The organism is Emticicia sp. SJ17W-69 (assembly GCF_051209875.1).
GTDB lineage: Bacteria > Bacteroidota > Bacteroidia > Cytophagales > Spirosomataceae > Emticicia.
In genome coordinates, this window is sequence record NZ_JBNTQY010000001.1 from 4,149,915 (window position 1) to 4,169,252 (window position 19,338).

General features: G+C 36.0%; 16 protein-coding genes. 11 read left to right on the top strand and 5 right to left on the bottom strand.

What is annotated here, in order from left to right:
• The first annotated feature begins 60 nt into the window (after positions 1–60).
• The 6 genes from ACQUQZ_RS16750 to ACQUQZ_RS16775 all read left to right on the top strand — a co-directional run bounded on the left by ACQUQZ_RS16750 (position 61) and on the right by ACQUQZ_RS16775 (position 4,545).
• Positions 61–309: a hypothetical protein gene (locus ACQUQZ_RS16750; RefSeq protein ID WP_435356172.1), complete on the top strand. Its 249-nt coding sequence runs from the start codon at positions 61–63 to the stop codon at positions 307–309.
• Entirely contained in the window at positions 306–599 is a 294-nt protein-coding gene (locus ACQUQZ_RS16755; protein ID WP_435356173.1) for a type II toxin-antitoxin system RelE/ParE family toxin, read from the top strand. Before ACQUQZ_RS16750 ends, ACQUQZ_RS16755 begins: the two co-directional genes overlap by 4 nt.
• 9 nt (positions 600–608) lie before the next feature.
• Positions 609–824 carry a DUF3820 family protein gene (locus ACQUQZ_RS16760; protein ID WP_435356174.1) on the top strand — a complete coding sequence of 72 codons (216 nt, stop codon included), beginning with the start codon at positions 609–611 and terminating at the stop codon, positions 822–824.
• A gap of 130 nt (positions 825–954) precedes the next feature.
• On the top strand, positions 955–1,968 hold the full coding sequence (locus ACQUQZ_RS16765) for a S1C family serine protease (RefSeq protein WP_435356175.1): 1,014 nt from the start codon (positions 955–957) through the stop codon (positions 1,966–1,968).
• Positions 1,969–2,050: 82 nt separating this feature from the next.
• A complete protein-coding gene (locus ACQUQZ_RS16770; protein WP_435356176.1) occupies positions 2,051–2,758 on the top strand; it encodes an SDR family oxidoreductase in 708 nt (235 codons plus the stop codon).
• Between the two features lie 107 nt (positions 2,759–2,865).
• The gene (locus ACQUQZ_RS16775; protein WP_435356177.1) at positions 2,866–4,545 is read left to right on the top strand and encodes an N-acyl-D-amino-acid deacylase family protein; all 1,680 of its coding nucleotides are present in this window, start codon (positions 2,866–2,868) and stop codon (positions 4,543–4,545) included.
• 17 nt (positions 4,546–4,562) lie between these two features.
• Here the strand turns inward: ACQUQZ_RS16775 and ACQUQZ_RS16780 are convergent, their stop codons facing one another.
• Together ACQUQZ_RS16780 and ACQUQZ_RS16785 are read right to left on the bottom strand one after the other, a co-directional pair.
• Positions 4,563–5,312 (bottom strand): class I SAM-dependent methyltransferase, encoded by a 750-nt coding sequence (locus ACQUQZ_RS16780; protein WP_435356178.1) that lies wholly within the window; start codon positions 5,310–5,312, stop codon positions 4,563–4,565.
• 39 nt (positions 5,313–5,351) lie between these two features.
• Entirely contained in the window at positions 5,352–7,802 is a 2,451-nt protein-coding gene (locus ACQUQZ_RS16785; RefSeq protein WP_435356179.1) for a YfhO family protein, read from the bottom strand.
• Between the two features lie 267 nt (positions 7,803–8,069).
• Here ACQUQZ_RS16785 and ACQUQZ_RS16790 point away from each other — a divergent pair, with 267 nt between their 5' ends.
• From ACQUQZ_RS16790 to gcvP, 3 genes are all read left to right on the top strand, one after another.
• A complete protein-coding gene (locus ACQUQZ_RS16790) occupies positions 8,070–8,372 on the top strand; it encodes a DUF4286 family protein (RefSeq protein ID WP_435356180.1) in 303 nt (100 codons plus the stop codon).
• Positions 8,373–8,458: 86 nt separating this feature from the next.
• Positions 8,459–9,949 (top strand): acyl-CoA synthetase, encoded by a 1,491-nt coding sequence (locus ACQUQZ_RS16795; RefSeq protein WP_435356181.1) that lies wholly within the window; start codon positions 8,459–8,461, stop codon positions 9,947–9,949.
• Between the two features lie 234 nt (positions 9,950–10,183).
• Positions 10,184–13,054 (top strand): aminomethyl-transferring glycine dehydrogenase, encoded by a 2,871-nt coding sequence (gene gcvP, locus ACQUQZ_RS16800; RefSeq protein WP_435356182.1) that lies wholly within the window; start codon positions 10,184–10,186, stop codon positions 13,052–13,054.
• A 66-nt stretch (positions 13,055–13,120) separates the two neighbouring features.
• Here the strand turns inward: gcvP and ACQUQZ_RS16805 are convergent, their stop codons facing one another.
• On the bottom strand, positions 13,121–13,552 hold the full coding sequence (locus tag ACQUQZ_RS16805) for a transposase (protein WP_435356183.1): 432 nt from the start codon (positions 13,550–13,552) through the stop codon (positions 13,121–13,123).
• A 318-nt stretch (positions 13,553–13,870) separates the two neighbouring features.
• Between ACQUQZ_RS16805 and ACQUQZ_RS16810 the strand changes: the two genes are divergently transcribed.
• Positions 13,871–15,034, top strand: coding sequence for an NRAMP family divalent metal transporter (locus ACQUQZ_RS16810; RefSeq protein WP_435356184.1), 1,164 nt, complete (start codon positions 13,871–13,873; stop codon positions 15,032–15,034).
• On the opposite strand, the gene ACQUQZ_RS16815 is transcribed toward ACQUQZ_RS16810, so the two are convergent.
• The gene (locus ACQUQZ_RS16815) at positions 15,023–15,478 is read right to left on the bottom strand and encodes a hypothetical protein (protein WP_435356185.1); all 456 of its coding nucleotides are present in this window, start codon (positions 15,476–15,478) and stop codon (positions 15,023–15,025) included. The genes ACQUQZ_RS16810 and ACQUQZ_RS16815 overlap by 12 nt on opposite strands.
• Before the next feature lie 142 nt (positions 15,479–15,620).
• Here ACQUQZ_RS16815 and ACQUQZ_RS16820 point away from each other — a divergent pair, with 142 nt between their 5' ends.
• The gene (locus ACQUQZ_RS16820) at positions 15,621–18,563 is read left to right on the top strand and encodes a PVC-type heme-binding CxxCH protein (protein ID WP_435356186.1); all 2,943 of its coding nucleotides are present in this window, start codon (positions 15,621–15,623) and stop codon (positions 18,561–18,563) included.
• A gap of 1 nt (position 18,564) precedes the next feature.
• Here the strand turns inward: ACQUQZ_RS16820 and tsaB are convergent, their stop codons facing one another.
• Positions 18,565–19,338 (bottom strand): tRNA (adenosine(37)-N6)-threonylcarbamoyltransferase complex dimerization subunit type 1 TsaB, encoded by a 774-nt coding sequence (tsaB, locus tag ACQUQZ_RS16825; protein ID WP_435356187.1) that lies wholly within the window; start codon positions 19,336–19,338, stop codon positions 18,565–18,567.

The window sequence follows — 19,338 nt, forward strand, 5'->3', positions numbered from 1 at the left end:
TGAGTACATAAAGTTGTTATTCTGAAAAAGATATATAATTTAGCATTAAAAATATTTTTTATGGAATTAAATACACTTGAACTTAAAAATGATCTTCACGCATTGGTAAGTAATACGAATGATGAAGATGTTTTGCTTCGTGTAAAGGAATATTTTACCGAATTAAAAAACAAAGAAGACTGGTGGCATTCGCTTACTTCACAACAAAAAAATAATGTAGAGATTGGCACGCAACAGTTAGAAAACAGGCAGAAATTCTCTAACGATGAAGTTCGTATAGAAGTCAATAAATTGTTGAAGCGAAAATGAATCAAGCGAAAGAAATTTATTGGTCTGCCTTAGCGAAAGATACATATTCTGAACTTTTAAAATATTTGTTAGATAATTACCCTTCCGAAATTGCTATCAATTTTGACGATAAAGTGAATGATTTAATCAATCGTCTTAAATATTTTGACCAACTTTGCCCTCCTTCAAAAATTGTTGTAAACTACCATAAATGCGTCATCAATAAACAAAATTCTTTGATTTATAGAATCAATAATAATCACATTGAAATTGTAGCTTTTATTGATAATCGAAGCGATTTTTCTTATTAAATAGCTCTAATGAATTCACAAATACTCCAAGATTTAGTTAAAATGCAAATGCCGTTTGGTAAATACAAAGGCACTTTGATCTGTGATTTACCAGAATACTACCTGATTTGGTTTCAAAACAAAGGTTTTCCCGAAGGAAAATTAGGGATGTTGCTCTCGACCATGTATGAAATTAAATTGAATGGTTTAGAATATTTATTAAAGCCTTTGAAAAAGCCATTTTGACAAAAAATAGTACTATATGGATAGAAATACGCCATTTTGACAGCAATTCTTTATTGGCAAAATTATTGATTAAAGGGAGATTAAAAAAAGCCTCAAAATTATTTATAATTTTATACAAAAAGGAGACATAATGCTGTCGTTTTTAACTTCTTCCATTAGCGAAGAAAATACCTTTCAAAATCCTGCAAATGATGATGACCTTTTGGATGCTTATTCAAAGACCATTACAAAAGTAGTCGATAAAACAAGTAATTCGGTAGTTCAGATTAAAGTGCTGAAAAAGCCAGTTCAAAATGCCAACCCAAGATTAAGACAAGGACAAGAAGCTGGTGGCTCTGGCTTCATTATCTCAAGCGATGGTTTTGTGATAACTAATAATCATGTGGTTAGTAATGCCTTGAAGGTAGAAGTTGGCATGATGGACGGTAAAATTTATGAAGCTTATGTGATTGGCACAGACCCTTACACCGATATTGCCGTCTTGAAAATCTATGGTGATTCATTAAAACCACTTGCATTTAGTGATTCTGATAAACTAAAAGTTGGACAAATTGCCGTCGCCATTGGTAATCCTTTAGGATTTCAATATACAGTGACAGCAGGAGTAGTCAGTGCATTGGGACGTACCTTGAGAAGTGAAACCGGAAGGATGATTGATGATGTCATTCAAACCGACGCTTCTTTAAATCCAGGAAATTCAGGTGGACCATTGGTCAATTCTCGTGGTGAAGTCATTGGCGTAAATACAGCAGTTATCGCCCAAGCCCAAGGGATTTGCTTCGCAGTATCAGCCAATATCACCAAATATGTTGCGGGCAAACTTATTCTTGAAGGAAAAGTAAAAAGAGCTCAATTAGGTATAGCGGGGCAAGTTGTCAATTTATCTGAGCGAATGATTGCCTATAATAAGCTTACTAAATCAACGGGTGTTTATATCAGTGATGTTATTCCCGATGCAAATGCTAAAAATGATGAATTAAGAAGAGCTGACATCATTATTGGTATCAATGATATTTCGACTGCTTCCATAGAAGATTTGCATCGCATACTCAATGATGAATTAATCAACAAAGTTGTGATAGTGAATATACTTCGTGGTGGCATCAGTAAAAAAGTATCAGTATTAGCAGGTGAGTTAAAATAAAATCAAAAAACTTTTCTTGATACTTATACAAACTATCTATTGATAATTCCTGTTATTTCAATGAAATAAACCATTCAAATAGATGTCAGAAATAAAAACAGCCCTTATCACAGGTGGCTCAAAAGGAATTGGCTATGGCGTTGCCGAAACTTTAATAAAAGAAGGCATAAAAGTTGCCATCACCAGCCGTTCGCAAGCAGCAGCCGATGAAGCTGCGGCAGAATTAAACAAAATTAAAGAAGGTTATGCACTTGGAATTGTTTCAGATGTTAGAAATTTAACATCACAACAAAGTGCTGTTGATGCTGTCATCAACACTTGGGGAAGACTCGATTATTTCATTGCCAATGCAGGTGTAGGTCACTTCGCTCCTATCCAAACGCTTTCGACAGAGCAATGGCACGAAATGATTGACATTAATTTAACTGGTGTATTTTATAGCATAAAAGCGTCTTTAGAAGCCTTAAAAGCTACAAAAGGTTATTTTATCAGTATCGCAAGTTTGGCTGGAACAAATTTCTTTGCCAGTGCAAGTGGCTATAATGCCAGCAAATTTGGTTTAGTTGGTTTCACACAGGCAATCATGCTTGACTTGAGAAATGAAGGTATCAAAGTTTCAACGATTATGCCTGGCTCAGTTGCTACCCATTTCAATAACCACGAGCCAAGCGAAAAAGATGCTTGGAAAATTCAACCAGAAGATATTGGACAAATCGTTTCGGATTTAATAAAAATGCCTGCTCGCACTTTGCCAAGTAAAATTGAAGTAAGGCCAACAATGCCTAAGTAATATTTATTAAAGCTTCAAGATGCCACAACTTATTATCAAAAATAATAGTTTGTGGCATCTTTGTTTTTATATTTGCCAAACCTTTTTTCATCAAAAGCTGCTAACAAATGAAATTTTTTATCATTCCCTCTTTTCTTTGTTTATCCTTACTTATTTCTTGCAAAAAAGACTTAAACTATGATATCATTATAAAAAATGGCATAGTTTACGATGGAAATGGTGGTGAACCTCAAAAAATCGACATCGCTATCAAAGCTGATACAATTGCTTTCATTGGCGATTTATCGAATGAAACAAATACTAAACAAATCATTGATGCCAAAGGGATGGCGGTTGCTCCAGGCTTTGTGAATATGCTGAGTTGGAGTACTGAAAGTTTGATTCAAGATGGCCGCTCTATGGGCGAAATAACACAAGGTGTAACACTCGAAGTAATGGGCGAAGGTGATTCGATGGGGCCCCTGAGCGAGTCGATGAAAAAGGATTTTCAAAATGCACAAGGTGATATTAAATATAAAGTAGAATGGAATAGTTTGAGTGAATATCTCAATTATTTAGAAAAAAGAGGAGTTTCTACCAATGTTGCCTCATTTGTGGGTGCTGCTACTGTAAGAGCCAATGAATTAGGCTATGCCAATCGCCCACCAAAAGCAGAAGAATTGGAACGAATGAAGCAGCACGTCAGAAAAGCCATGCAAGAAGGGGCAATGGGTGTGGGTTCAGCTTTAATTTATGTTCCTGGAACTTATGCAAATACCAATGAGCTAATTGAGTTATCAAAAGTAGCTGCAGAATATGGTGGTATGTATATTTCTCATATTAGAAGTGAGGGAAATCGCTTAGAAGAAGCTATCAATGAGGTAGTTACGATTGCAAAAGAAGCTAATATTCATGCAGAAATCTATCATTTAAAGGTTGCTGGTAAGAATAACTGGCCAAAAATGGATAAAGTGATTGCCAAAATTGATAGTGCAAGAAAAGCTGGTATCAATGTAACAACTGATATGTATAATTATATTGCGGGAGCAACTGGCTTGGATGCTGCGATGCCACCTTGGGTACAAGAAGGTGGTTTACAAGAATGGAGAAGACGCTTGAAGTCAGGTACCATCAGTACACAAGTAGGCAAAGAAATGCGTACACCTCAAAACGACTGGGAAAATCTTTGCTTGGCGGCAGGAGCTGATAAGACGCTTTTGATAGGTTTCAAGCAAGATTCACTAAAAAAATATATTGGTAAAACGCTCGCCGAAGTTGCTGCAATCAAAAAGAAAACATGGTATGATACAGCAATGGAATTAATTATTTCTGACGATTCTCGTGTGGATGTTGTTTATTTTTTGATGAGTGAAGAAAATATTAAAAAGCAATTACAGCTTCCATATATGAGTTTTTGCTCAGATGCAGCTTCAATGGCTCCTGAAGGGGTGTTTTTAAAGTCGAGCAATCACCCTCGTGCATATGGAAATTTTGCACGACTACTCGGAAAATATGTTCGTGATGAAAAAGTAATCACACTTCAAGAAGCAGTGAGAAAACTCACATCTTTACCTTGTGATAATTTAAAAATCCAAAAAAGAGGTCGTTTAAAAGCTGGGAATTATGCCGACATCGTTATTTTCGACCCTCAAAAGATTCAAGACAAAGCCACTTTTGAAAAGCCCCACCAACTTTCAGAAGGCATGATTCATGTCTTGGTCAATGGGCAACAAGTGCTGAAAGATGGCGTACATACAGGCGTAAAATCTGGCCGATTTGTTCGTGGACCTGGTTGGGTTGGAAAATAGTTGTTTTTAGGGAAGATTTACTTCTTAGCTTCCAAAACTATATAAGGGGATAAAAATCGACTTTCTATTGGAATAATTCTGGTAAAAATCTTCCCTAAAACCCAAATAGATTTGACAAAAATATTTGTAAAAACAGATTTCTCATCTTTGTTTTCTAACCAAACACTAAATTTTCTATAATAATAACATTTGACATCTTTTAGATCCAATTCTTTAGAAATTTTATAGAGCAAATCAATATCCATCATTTGGATATTATGTTTGCTATAATTTAGAGGATCAAAAGTTTTTTGAATCCAACCATTTACGCCTCTAAAATTGGGGAGTGTGATGAGCAATGTGCCATTATCTTCCAAAAATTGGACATGACGCTTAATTACATCTTTTGTATCTTCAAAATGCTCAATAAACCCACAAGAAAGCACTAAATCATATTTTTTTTCGGGAATATATTTAAAAAGATCCGTCTGTATGATATTTATGGCATCTTGTTTTAACTCATTTTTCTCCAGTAAACTATTAATGATTCCGAAATGGACAAAATAATCTAATAGTGTTGTATTGATTTGATAATATTTCTTTAACAATATGGCATAATATCCTGGAAAACCACCTATTTCGATAGCAGATTGAATATTTTTTCCCTCTAAAATTTTTTCAACTAAATCACCTAATTCGTATTTTTTTTCAATCTTAAAAACAAGGTTATCTTTCGATTCCCAATAACTTTTCCAAAAAGATGGTGTTGTTAATTCATTATTATTCATAAAATACCCACTAAAATTACTTTTTGATTCATTATTATTTTACTTCTTCCCCCCTCTTAATTCTATCACTAAAGCACCAATCACCAGCAGAACCATCGCTATTGAAGCAAATAAATCTATTTTTGCACCGATTACAACAGATTTTGGCTGAAACTTGAACTCTATTTTATGTTTTCCTGCTGGTACAACCATTGCACGCAACACATAATTGGCTCTAAAATGCGGTGTTTCTTGGCCATCTACATACGATTTCCAATCTTCGTTTCCACGATAATAGATTTCTGAAAATATCGCCACTTGATTAGAAGCTGAGTTCGATTCGTAAGACAAGAAATTCGGTTTATACTCCGTCAATTTGATACTTGCCGTAGTATCTTGTTTGATAGGTTTTTCTTTGAGATAAGGCTCAAATCTTTGATCCACGAAAGCAACCATTCGTGGGTTAAAATTCCCTACAGATTTAATTTCTTCATCCGCATTTTTTACAATTTTTACTTCATTTACAAACCAGGCATTTCCCAAAGCATCAGGGTTGCGTTGAGCAGCCACGCCTCCATCTTGCGTTGGTGTAATAAAGTATTTAGTATTCAGCATATTGAAAATCGGAATATTGTACTTTCCATCCTTTGTCATGGCATTATCATACAATTCTTGAATCCTTTTCAACTTTGCTCCATGATAGCCACCAACAGATTTATGAAAATACGAAGCTGTTGCATCAGCAAAAAAGCCTTGGTTAGTTGCCATATCTACTACTCTAAAATCAGGGTCTTTGTCTTGCAAAATCTGCTCATTGGCAGGGGAAGGAGTAAATGATTGAGCAACTCTTGATTTGGGTTGGTAATCATCATTATTGAAATAACGTTTGTCCACTAAAATCAAATCCAAAATCGACAACAAGCCCAAAACAGCTACAAAAACATTTGTTTTAATTTTTTGAGTTGTGTATGCCCAAATCAAACCTGCTGAAAGCATTAGAAGAAAAACTGAACGAAGTAAATCGCTCATCACCGCCGATTGGCGGTCGGCAATAATCGAAGCAGAAAAGGCATTTGCAAAGTCTTGTCCATTCGACTGAGCCATATCTTTTAGCATAGCCGCATCTGTAACTGCTTGAAAATCAAGAGAGAAATACCCTACTAATATCACCAACAAAATGCTACCCAAACTATATATTAATGGTTTCTTTAAATCATTAAAAGTAAGTTTATCGTCCATGATTTTCTTGATGCCCAGCATCCCTCCCATCACAAAACATAGATGCAAAAGCGTAACTATCATTTTGCTATCTCGAAACTTATTGTAGTAAGGAAAATAATCAAACATAAAGAAATTAAAACCACTAAAACTACTTCCCCAACCAATAAATAAGTACAAAATTGCTGTCAATAAAAGTACATATCGTAGGCCATCTCGCAAAATAATCATACCTAAAACAAATAAAAACAAAATCACAATTCCCGAATAATTGGGACCCGAAGTAGAACCTTGAGGGCCAAAATAAAGCGGCAAATTTGAACTAAACTGTAAAGCCATTGAAGCATCAACACCTTTATTGATGAGCATTTTATAGGTTTCTGACTTTTCACCCAAATTTCCAGCCGAAGTACCTCCTACAAAATTTGGAGCTAATAATGTCAAACTCTCAATCTTACCTGGGCTATAAGAAAATGCGTAATCTCTTCCCAAGCCATCTGCCGATTGATTAAGGTTTCCTAAGGTCAATTCTGATTTGCCACGAGTGGTTTCTTTTGAGTAAACAAAATTATTCCAAAGGTGCATTCCATGCGTTCCAATTCCAATAAGCGAACCCACAAGAACAATGGCATAGGCCTTCAAAAGTCCTGAAAAATTACCTTTTTTTACGTGTAAATAACTTTCAAAAAGCACATAAATTCCAAGTAAAAAGAATAAATAGTAAGTGATTTGTGGGTGATTTGCGTAGAACTCCATTGCCATAAAAAAAGTTGTCATGGCAATTCCGAGCAAATATCTTCCTCGAAAAACTGCAATAAAAGAAGCTAAAACTGCTGGTGCAAAAGCCACAGCAATGATTTTTGAGATATGTCCAGCTTCAATAAAAAGTAAACTGTATGTATTGAAAGCATAAGCAACTGAACCAAAAAATGCTAACCAATGATTTACTTTCAGAACCCTCATTAACACAAAAAAACCAAGCATCAACAATATCAAGACATTGGCTGGCGAGGGAATAAGATTCATATAAAACGAGCCAATTTTGGTTGATAGGCTATTCTCATAATCTCCAGCCACCATATAACTAGGCATTCCGCCAAACATTGAATTTGTCCACCAAGCCCATTCGCCTGTTTGACTATGAAAATCGTTTACTTCTTTAGCTGAAGCCGCAGCCATTTGTGTATCGTGCATAGCTAACCGCTTGCCTTGTAAAAGTGGCGAAGCATAAATAAAACTAACAAGTACAAAACCAGCAATTGCAATGAGTTGAGGAATGAATTTTTTGAACATTGTTTGAACAAATATGATATTAAATGATATAATCTTGGTAACACAATTATCTAAATTGCGTTATTGAATTAGGCACAATTTGAAAAATCGTGTTACAATATCTTACAAAGAACGCAAAGAAAAATTAAACTCGGTAGGAACAAGACCAAAAATCTTTCCGAACTTTGAAGCATTTAGCTATTAGAGCTTAGCTTTTAGTTAAAAACAAACAATTTTTCTTAAAAAAAAGCTAATAGCCAACCGCTAATAGCTAAAAACCTAAAACAAATGCTGCTTTTTAATATTACCTTCAATATCGAAAATAGGATTCACGACCAATGGCTGAAATGGATGAAAACCAATTTTATTCCTGCTGTGATGGAAACAAAACTTCCAACTAAATATTTAACTTTTAAACTATTGACTGAGGTTGAAAATGGAGGGAATACTTATTCATTCCAGTTTTATTTCAAAGAAATGGAGGATTATATGAGTTTTGAATTGAATTATAAAGAACAACTTTTAGATAGACATAATATGCTCTTTAGAGGAAAGTTTGTGCTTTTTAGTACCCTTTTAGAAGAAGTTTAATTTAATTGTACGACGGAGTTCCTACTCCGTCCGTTTTTCTCAGCAATGACGGAGTAGGAACTCCGTCGTACAAACCGAAAAAAACCATGTTAAAAATCATTAACCAAGCCCATCAAAATCCAAATAATACTGCAATTGTTTCTGCGGGAAAATCTTATTCTTATCAAGCCTTATTGGATGAATCTCAAGCTTTTGCTTCAATTCTTTTAGCAAATCAAGCAGATTTATCAGAAAGCCGAGTGGCTTTTATGGTAGTTGCTGGTTTTGACTATGTGAAAGTTCAATGGGGAATTTGGCAAGCAGGTGGTATTGCTGTACCACTTTGTACGACGCATCCATTGGCATCTTTGCAATATGTAATTGAAGATACCGCTACCGAAATCATTGTAGTTTCTCCTGAATATGAAGCTATTTTGAAAGATTTAGCAACGGAAAAAGGCATAAGATTGATTGTTTTAGGAAACTTACCAACCATTTCCATCAAATCTTTGCCCCCAATTGCTTCTACTCGCCGTGCGATGATTCTTTATACCAGTGGCACAACAAATTTACCTAAAGGTGTTGTGACAACTCATAACAATCTTGAAGCTCAAATTTCGACGCTTGTAAACGCATGGGAATACACCCCAAAAGACCATATTTTGTGTATTTTACCGCTCCACCATGTACATGGGATCATCAATGTTATTTCTTGTACACTTTGGGCAGGTGGTAAGGTAGAATTTTTACCTAATTTCTCAGCTGAAGGTGTTTTCAAGTTTTTTTCAAGTAAAACAACCGAAGATGAGAACTTGGTATTTATGGCAGTTCCAACCATTTATTTCAAACTAATTGCTCACTTTGAAAGCCTATCTAATGAAGAACAAAGAGCATTAAGCAAGGATATGAAACGCTTTCGTTTGATGGTTTCGGGTTCGGCTGCATTACCAGTTTCTGTTATGGAGAAATGGGAAACAATTAGTGGACACCGCTTACTCGAACGCTATGGAATGACCGAAATCGGTATGGCTATCAGTAATCCATATCATGGTGAACGCAGAGCGGGTCATATTGGACAAGCTCTTCCAGGTGTAGATGTTCGCTTAGTTGATGAAGAAAATAATATTGTTCCAAAAGGAGAAGCAGGTGAAATTCAGATAAAAGGTGCAAATGTTTTTCAAGAGTATTGGCAAAAAAAGGAGGCCACAGAAAATACTTTTACTGAAGATGGATGGTTTAAAACAGGCGATGTAGCTGTTGATGAAGATGGATATTATAAAATTTTAGGTAGAAGCTCGATAGACATTATTAAATCAGGTGGATACAAAATTTCGGCACTTGAAATTGAAGAAGTATTGCGTACACATTCGGCCATTTCTGATTGTAGTGTAGTAGGAATCGACAATGAAGAATGGGGTGAATTGGTAGTTGCTGCGATCATCGTCAATGATAGTTCTTTGGATATCAATGCTTTAAACACTTGGATGAGAGAAAGAATGCCTTCTTATAGAGTGCCTCGACGTTATAAAATCGTTGATGAACTTCCTCGCAATGCAATGGGAAAAGTCACTAAAAATGAATTAAAGCAATTATTTTAAGAAAAATAGATATTTTATCTAAAATATATCACCCTTGTAGATTAAATATACTGTATAAAAAAAATATTCAGTAAAATTTCTCTAAATTTCTAACAATTTGTTTCAACAACTAATTTATAATTTTTGTATATTTGCACGCTCATCTTAACAAACAATTCATGCAGTTTCATACCCCAAAGCATGAATCAATTCAAAAAATAAACTCCCCTTCAGGGGCAGGGGGTTTTTTCACCGATGAAAGTAAACCTTATTACGCAAGAATCCTTTGAAAGTCGTCACCACGGCAAAAGTGAAATCGAACTACAATCAATGTTACAAAAAATAGGTGTAGATTCGCTTGAAACACTCATCAACCAAACCGTTCCAGCTGGAATTCGTTTGAAAAATCCACTTAATTTGCCAAAATCAAAGTCAGAAGTTGATTTTTTGAACGATTTCAAGACATTAGCTCAAAAAAATAAAATTTATAAATCATATATTGGTACAGGCTATTATGATACCGTAGTGCCAAATGTGATTTTGAGAAATATATTAGAAAATCCAGCTTGGTACACAGCTTATACACCTTATCAGGCTGAAATTGCCCAAGGACGTTTAGAAATGTTGTTGAATTTCCAAACAATGGTTATTGAGCTAACAGGAATGGAAATTGCCAACGCTTCTTTGCTTGATGAAGGTACTGCCGCTGCCGAAGCCATGACGATGCTTCATAGTGTACGTCCTGCTGCTAAGAAAAACGCTCAAACTTTTTTTGTTTCGGAACTTTGTCACCCACAAACCATTGATTTGGTGATTGGTCGTGCAAAACCTTTGGGAATCAATGTTGTAGTGGGCAATCACGCAACTTACGATTTGACCAACGAAGAGCTATACGGAATTTTATTGCAATATCCTGCCACAAATGGCGAGGTATATGATTATACTGATTTGATTGCTGCGGCTCATGAATTGAATGTGTTTACAGCCGTAGCTGCCGATTTACTTTCATTAACACTGCTCACTCCTCCAGGCGAAATGGGTGCTGATGTGGTAGTGGGTTCTGCTCAACGTTTGGGAGTACCAATGGGTTATGGTGGGCCTCATGCAGCTTTTTTTGCAACAAAAGATAGCTTCAAACGCCAAATCCCAGGTCGTATCATAGGGGTTTCGGTCGATGCACAAGGCAATCGTGCTTTGCGTATGGCTTTGCAAACTCGTGAGCAACATATCCGCCGTGAAAAAGCGACTTCAAATATTTGTACTGCCCAAGTTTTATTGTCAGTAATGGCTTCGGCTTATGGTGTTTATCATGGGCCAAAAGGTTTGACAAATATTGCTGCTAAAATCAATGGCTTAACCAAACTTTTTGCCGAGTCGGTTGAAGGACTTGATTATCAAGTATTAAATAAAAACTATTTCGATACCGTAACGATTCATACCGAAGATAACAGCAAAATCAAGACAATTGCCGAGAAATATGAGGTAAATCTTCGTTATTATGCCAATGGTAATGTAGGTGTTTCTTTTGATGAAAGAAAAACTATCAAAGATGTTGAGCAATTAATAAATATTTTTGCCGAAGCAGGTGGAAAAAGCACAAATATCAACTTAAAATCTGAAATCGAAATTGGTTTTGGTGTAGGTCTAAACCGCACTTCTGATTTTATGACTCACCCAGTATTTAGTAGCTATCACACCGAACACGAAATGTTGCGTTACTTGAAGTCTTTGGAAAACAAAGATTTATCGTTGGTTCATTCGATGATTTCTTTAGGAAGTTGCACCATGAAACTCAATGCAACAGCCGAGATGATTCCTGTAACTTGGCCAGAATTTGGTAATATTCACCCATTTGCTCCAAAAGATCAAACGGAAGGTTATCAAGAATTATTCACAAACTTAAATGATTGGCTTTGTGAAGTAACAGGTTTTGCCCAAATGTCATTGCAACCAAATTCGGGAGCTCAAGGCGAATACGCTGGTTTGATGGTGATTCGTGCTTATCACGAAAGTCGTGGCGATTCGAACCGTAATATTGCCTTAATTCCATCGTCGGCTCACGGTACAAACCCAGCATCGGCTGTAATGGCAGGAATGCAGGTGGTTGTAAGTAAATGTGATGAGAAAGGAAACATTGATGTGGCAGATTTAAAAGCAAAAGCCGAGCAATATTCGGCAAACTTAGCTTGTTTAATGGTCACTTACCCATCAACTCATGGTGTTTTTGAAGAATCTATCAAAGAAATTTGTGCTTTGATTCACGAACACGGTGGACAAGTCTATATGGATGGAGCAAACATGAATGCCCAAGTTGGTTTGACTTCACCTGCAACCATTGGAGCTGATGTTTGCCATCTCAACTTACACAAAACATTCTGTATTCCTCACGGTGGTGGTGGTCCAGGAATGGGGCCAATTGGTGTAGCACAGCATTTAGCTGAGTTTTTACCATCGAATGCTGTTGTTGATATGGGCGGAAAATCGGGTATTCACGGAATCTCGGCTGCTCCTTATGGAAGTGCGAGTATCTTGACGATTTCTTACGCTTATATTGCCATGATGGGCGGTGATGGCTTAACAAATGCCACAAAAAATGCGATTTTGAATGCCAATTACATCAAATCTCGTTTGGAAGGAGAATACCAAATTCTTTATACAGCCGATAGCGGACGTTGTGCTCATGAAATGATTGTTGATTTGCGTCCATTCAAAGCATCGGCAGGTGTTGAGGCAGAAGACGTAGCAAAGCGTTTGATGGATTATAATTTCCACGCTCCAACGCTTTCGTTCCCAGTGGCTGGAACATTGATGATTGAGCCAACTGAATCAGAATCTAAAGCCGAACTTGACCGCTTCTGTGATGCTTTGTTGAGTATTCGTGAAGAAATTCGTGAAGTAGAAACTGGCAATGCTGATAAAGCTGATAATGTGCTGAAAAATGCTCCACATACAACAGCAGTTGTTTTGGTAGAAAATTGGACAAAAGCTTATTCGAGAGAAAAAGCTGCATATCCGCTTCCTTATGTAAAAGCCAATAAATTCTGGGCAACGGTTAGCCGCATCGACTCTGCTTATGGCGATAGGAATTTGGTTTGTGCTTGCGAGCCTATTGAAGCGTATGCTTAAGAGAGTTTATTCTAATTGAGCTATTAGTTGTGGCACACCTTTGAGGTGTGCCACAACTTTTTTAGTTCAAAATAACCGCTTCGCATCATCTTCCAAAACCATCTCATAAGCAGTTTTGAAATATTGAACTTTATCAAAACTTAAAACCTGTTTAGCCAAAGTTTGATTGCATAGCGAACCATTGCGAATACCTACATAATCTTGAAAAGAAGAAAACTCCCAATCTTTCATATCTTTTACCAAATTAGCCTTTAGTGGATTTTGATGAATATATTTAAAGCAAATTGAGCCATCTGGCACTGGTACAAGAGCTTTGGCTTTAGTATTTTGAGTAAATAAAGAGCCTGTGCGATTAAATTTTTTATTAATGGCTTTCGTATATGAACTTAACAGATTCTGAAAACCATAACTAAATACATTTACATCTTTATTGCCAATTTTTACTGTTTGAATCGTACGTTCATCTGCATAAATGAGTAAATGAAAATGGTTTGGCATGAGACAATAAGTCAAGATTTCACAATGTGGAAGCAAATAATTGCGTATTTTGAAAAGAAAATAAACATAATTTCCCCTTTCAAAAAAGATAGTTTGCCTATTGTTTCCTCGATTATAGATGTGAAAAAGCTTGTTTTTTTGAAATTGCATGGTGGTTTATATTCGTTAAAGTTGATGTGGCACGGTTGATGTGGCACACCTTTGAGGTGTGCCACATCTGTTTTCCCCAATTTGCCCCAATTTATATATTATTTCTTTTATTTTGCAAAAAACTCTGACGATTTGTTTTCTTTGTAATTCATTGACAAACCAGACCCTATGAAAAACAAAAACGCCATTATCGGGGCAGCATTCTTGATGGCAACTTCTGCCATTGGCCCAGGTTTTTTAACTCAAACTACTGTTTTTACCCAGCAATTGACTGCCAGTTTTGGCTTTGTCATTTTGCTTTCGATTTTGTTGGATATCGGTACACAACTCAATATTTGGCGAGTAGTTTCGGTCAGTAGAAAACCTGCCCAAGATTTAGCTAATGAACTTCTTCCTGGGCTTGGTTATTTATTGGCTTTCTTAATTGTCATTGGAGGTTTGGCTTTCAATATTGGTAATGTTGCTGGTGCAGGTTTAGGTTTTGAGGTACTTTTTGGCATTGATGTAAAAATTGGTGCTATTATCAGTTCTGCGATTGCAATTGGTATTTTTTCATCGAAAGAAGCAGGTAAGGCAATGGATAATTTCGCTAAAATTCTTGGCTTTTTAATGATAATTTTAATTCTCTACGTAGTTTTTGTATCACATCCACCAATTTTTGACGCCATTCAACGAACAATCATTCCACAAAAATTTGATGCTTTAGCAACTGTTACACTCGTGGGAGGTACGGTTGGTGGTTATATTACTTTTGCTGGTGTGCATCGCCTCATTGATGCAGGCATCAGTGGAGAAGAAAATCTTCCACAAATCAATCGAAGTGCTACAACGGGTATTTTAGTTACTGCTGTTGTGCGATATTTGCTTTTTTTAGCTTCTTTGGGTGTAGTTGTTGCAGGTTATACTTTGACCAAAGAAAACCCACCAGCATCTGTATTTCAGAGTGCAGCAGGCGAAATTGGCTATAAAATCTTTGGCGTGGTTATTTGGTGTGCAGCCATTACTTCAGTTGTTGGGGCAGCTTATACTTCGGTTTCTTTCTTACGCACTTTTCACCCAAACTTCGAAAAATACAATCGACAAATCATTATTGGCTTTATCATTTTTTCTACGATTATCTTTATTTTTGTTGGAAAACCAGTCAAAACATTGGTTTTTGTTGGGACTTTAAACGGTTTTATTCTCCCAATCGCTTTATCAATTATGTTAGTAGCGAGTAGAAAATCAAGATTAGTGGGCAATTATAAACACTCATTATTTTTACAGATTATTGGTTGGTTAGTTGTAGCTATTATGTCAGGAATGGTCATTTATGGACTCTTACCTCACTGATTCCTTTCCAAATGCCTTATAAATTGTCAAGGCACTGGCTATTAATACCACATTTTTGATAATATATTGACCAGTCAAAGTCAAAACCATCATATTTTGCCATGTGTCTTTGGGTAGAAACAATAATGGCAAAAAAGTGGTAAACATTTGAAGAATAAAGACACCAAAAGCCACTTTCGTTAGTTTTGGAATTAGCCATAAAATACCAATGGCACATTCGATGATTCCTAACAAAACCAGAAATTTATCAATTGAAATAATTGATGAAATAGTAGCTTCGTGCAAACGCGTAACTAAACCTTCGGCTGGGGAAATATGAATAACTTTCAAAAAGCCAAACCAAAAGAACACTACAAATAGTGCAAGCCGATTCCACCAAATAATATTTGTAGAGATACCAATAGTATCCGTTGATAAATTTTTAGTATTAGTAAACGTTGACATTGCGATAAATATTTTGGTTAAGAAAGCTGCAAGTTATTTATCTGATTTCTAACAATTTATGATATTTATCAAGTTTAGATTTTGGTCACTTGAAAGCAAATGCTTTTCTTAAATTTTAGTATTTCAAACCCTCTGTTTTTCTATGAAAAATATTATCTATTGTTTCATTCTAACTTCTTTGCTTGCTTGTCAAACAAAAAAAGCACGAACACTTTCACTCGAACACCAAAAAGCATTGGCTTCGATGCAAGTAATGGATGGTTTTGAAATAGAAATGGTCGCTGCCGAGCCATTGGTTGCCGACCCCGTAGCGATGGAAATTGACGAAGATGGCAATATGTATGTCGTCGAAATGCACGGTTATCCTTTAGATTTATCGAATACTGGAAAAATAAAATTATTGAAAGATACAGATGATGATGGCTACCCCGATAAAGCCACCATTTTTGCCGATAGTTTACGACTACCCAACGGAATTCAACGTTGGAAAAATGGTTTTATCGTAACCGATACGCCTGATGTACTTTATTTGGAAGATTCAAATGGCGACGGTGTGGCTGACATTCGTAAAAAAATATTGACTGGTTTTGCTTTATCAAACCCTCAACATAACTTAAATACGCCTCGTTTTGAGTCAGATAATTGGATTTATTTAGGACATGAAGGCGTTGTAACACCATTTGTCTATACAAAAGAGTTTGGTGATAATGGACGAGTCATAACTTTTCCTGATAAACCTAATTCTCCAAAATTGGGCATCAATGCCAATGGCAGAATGGTGCGATTTAAACCAGATACCTACGAATTAGAGGAGTTATCGGGCGAAACGCAATACGGACACACGCAAGACGCTTGGGGACATCGCATTTACACAAGCAATGCCAATCACCTTTTCCATGAAGTTTTAGACAAGAAATACATTGATAATAACCCAAATCTACTCGTCTCAAATGCAACACAAAATATTCCTGACCACGGTGATGCTTGCGAAGTTTTTCCTATTACAGAAAATCCAAACCATCAATTACTGACTGATGTGGGCGTAATTACTTCATCTTGTGGTGTAACTTGGTATTTGGGTGGAGCTTTTGGCGATAAATTCAAAAATGTATCTTTCATTGCCGAACCAGTTCATAACCTCGTTCATGCAGATATTATTGAAGAAAATAGAGCGACTTTTACAGCAAAAAGGTTACTCGAAAAAAAAGAATTTTTAGCTTCAAAAGATGCGTGGTTTCGTCCTGTTAATTTTTATATTGGCCCAGATGGAGCTTTATATGTCATTGATTATTACCGTCAATTAATCGAACACCCTGAATGGATGTCAGATGAAGTGAATAAGTCAGGAGCTTTGTATAATGGCAAAGATAAAGGCAGAATTTACCGTATTACGCCTAAAGGTGGTTTAAGTATGGATTGGTTGGGCAAGCTCAATTTATCAAAAAAAAGTGACACTGAATTAGCACAATTACTTGATAATCAAAACATTTGGTATCGCCGAACAATACAAAGATTACTACTCCATCGCAATGCAAAAGGTGTTGTTCCAGCATTAAAAACATTAGTTGAAAGAGGACAAAATCCAGAAGCAAAAATCAATGCTTTATGGCTTTTAAATCATTTCAAAGGACTTGATAATCAATTAATTGAAGTTGCCTTAAAAGACAAAGAAGCAGGTGTGAGAGAATGTGCGATTAAATTAGGTCAATCCTCAAATGCTTTACTTACTCTCCAAAATGACCCTTCTCCAAAAGTCCGTTTTCAATTGCTCAACGCTTTAGGGCAAATAAAAACGCTTGAAGCAGAAAAAGCTCGTTTAGCCATTTTAAAGCAAGATTTTGCTGATAAATGGGTTGGAATCGCTGCCGTTGCAGCTTCTAAAGGTAGTGAAGTCGAGCTACTGAAATTTGCTTCAAAAGAAGAAAAAATGCTTAAATCTCTTGACTTTTTTGCTTATCTCGGAGCCACCATTGCAAACAGTAAAGATAAAAAAGCTTTTGAAGAAATGATTAACACACCATCAGAAGGCAAAGCCGCCATTCTTTCTGGCATTACCCAATTATGGTCATATAAAGGCATTACGGTTCCAATTGATGATTCTTTCAAGTCAAATTTATTGACAAATCTCTCATCAAATTCATCTGAATTACGAAAATCTTCTTTAGAATTATTAGCCATCACAGGTTTACCTAATGGGAATTTGTTGAATGAAACGCTCAAAAATGCTTCAAAAATTGCTTTAGACCCAAAGCAAAAAGAAGATTTACGAGCTGATATGATTTCGCTATTGGCTTTGTCAAATCTAATAGCATATCAAGGTATGATACAGCGAATTTTAGTCAATAAAGAACCCGAAATCATACAAGAAGCTGCCATTAAAACATTAAGTAAAACGGCTGATAATCAGACCTGTGCATTTATTTTGAAGCAATGGAATCTGTTTTCGCCAAAGGTGAAAAATGATGCAGTCAATCTATTCTTGGCTGACCCAAAACGTATTCATTTATTACTTAATGCGATTGATGAAAAAATAGTCAATCGCAATGAAGTGGGTTGGGGAAGAACCGTCGAAATGATGAATTATTATGATACCGATGTCCGTAGTCATGCACGAAAAGTGCTTTCCTTGAATGAAGATAGAAAAGCTGTTTTACAACAATACATGGTTGTTGTGGAACAGAAAGGAAATAAGATTGAAGGAGAAAAAGTGTTTGAACAAAATTGTAAAATCTGTCACCAAATGGGCAACTCAGGAACAGATTTTGGGCCAAATCTTACGACATTAAGAAGTCGGAATACTTTTTCTATATTGACTGAAATCATCAATCCAAATAATTCAATTGCCGATAAGTATGATTTATGGAAAATCAGTTTTAAAAATGGCAATATCATCAATGGAATCATTGTTACCGAAAATGCCAATACACTGACTATCAAAGAAATGGGTGGAAAACAAACAACTATTCAACGAATAGATATTGCTAAATTAGAGAAATCAGGTACTTCGCCCATGCCAAACGGACTCGAAAATGCTATTTCTAAGAAACAAATGGCCGATTTGATTGCATATATTAAAAATCAGTAACTTATTTTTTCTTTGGTGTAGTTCCCACAAATTCCTTTAAATAATAAGGTTCGAAGTCAGCAACATTTTCAAATTGATTATTTTCAAAGGCACGAGTTGCCAAAATGCCCACACTTTTTGCCGAAGGAAAAAGGGTTTCATTCAAAAATATAGCATTAGGATTTTTACCTAAAGTAGCTTTACATTTTTCTGCACCATCGCCAAAAAAGATAATTTTATGGTTTTGGAACAAATCTGCAAATGAGGTTTCGTCAATGATTTTTGCTTGAGTTGGTTCTATTACTTCCATCGTATCTGCTTGATAAACAGCACAATAAACTTCCATTCGACGAGCATCGAGCATCGGACACAATAAAAGATTTACGATTTCGGATTTACGATTTACGATTGAAATATTGTCAATAGCAAGTTTTAATTCATCATTCGTCATTCGTAAATCATCATTCGTAAATCGTAAATCGTAAATCGAACGTGCCATCGCTTCCAAAGTATTAATCGCAATCAAAGGTTTTTCAAGAGTAAAACATAAACCTTTTGCCGTAGAAACACCAATGCGTAAGCCTGTGTATGAGCCTGGACCTTTGGCAACTGCTATCGCATCAAGGTCTTGAAGAGTCAAACTGGCGATTTTTACAACATGCTCAATGAGTGTTGTAAGCATTCCCGAAGAAGATTTTTCGTGATATAATTCGCTGACCGACAGCAATTTACCATCTTGGTGAATTGCGGCCGAACAAGCTTTTGTAGAAGTTTCGATACTGAGAATTATGGGCAT